Source organism: Desertibacillus haloalkaliphilus, from assembly GCF_019039105.1.
Lineage (GTDB): Bacteria > Bacillota > Bacilli > Bacillales > KJ1-10-99 > Desertibacillus > Desertibacillus haloalkaliphilus.
In genome coordinates this window covers 1-439 of sequence record NZ_JAHPIV010000127.1, presented here as the reverse complement: position 1 = coordinate 439, position 439 = coordinate 1, and the positions used below count along the sequence as shown (strand labels likewise).

General features: G+C 46.2%; 1 protein-coding gene. It reads right to left on the bottom strand.

The genetic code is table 11. The annotated features are described in order from the left end of the window. Positions 1 to 348, bottom strand: a 348-nt coding sequence (locus tag KH400_RS21175; RefSeq protein WP_217228026.1) for a PTS sugar transporter subunit IIC, incomplete at its 3' end; no start/stop codon positions are given. Positions 349 to 439 lie beyond the last annotated feature (91 nt).

Below are 439 nucleotides of genomic sequence, written 5' to 3'. Positions count from 1 at the left end.
GTTCAAAATCGCGCCGGTACCGGCTAGGGTATAGGTGTTGTTCGGATTAATCGTCACTACACCGGCTGAGACGACGCTCGCTAGACCGATTGAGGCGGACGCTAACGTACTGAGCCGTAGGAAATAACCGACGGCAAACGCAGCAATAATTGGCAACATGCTTTGTGAGACACTCGTCATCATGGTGATGAGACGAACCAAAGGATGTTGACCGAAAAGTAATAAGACCTGGCTTGTTAAAGCAGGTGGCAACAGAGCAATGATAATGCCGAGGCTATTACCATTTAAGACATTTAACGTGAAATCTTGCCAATTACGGCGCGGTGATACAAGCGTTTCAGGGTGCATCGTTAGCGTCTCCTCTTTAATGGGTATGGGTGCGGAAAATAAAAAGCCGATTTGAATGAACAAATCGGCTTTGATTTGTTGATACTAATCA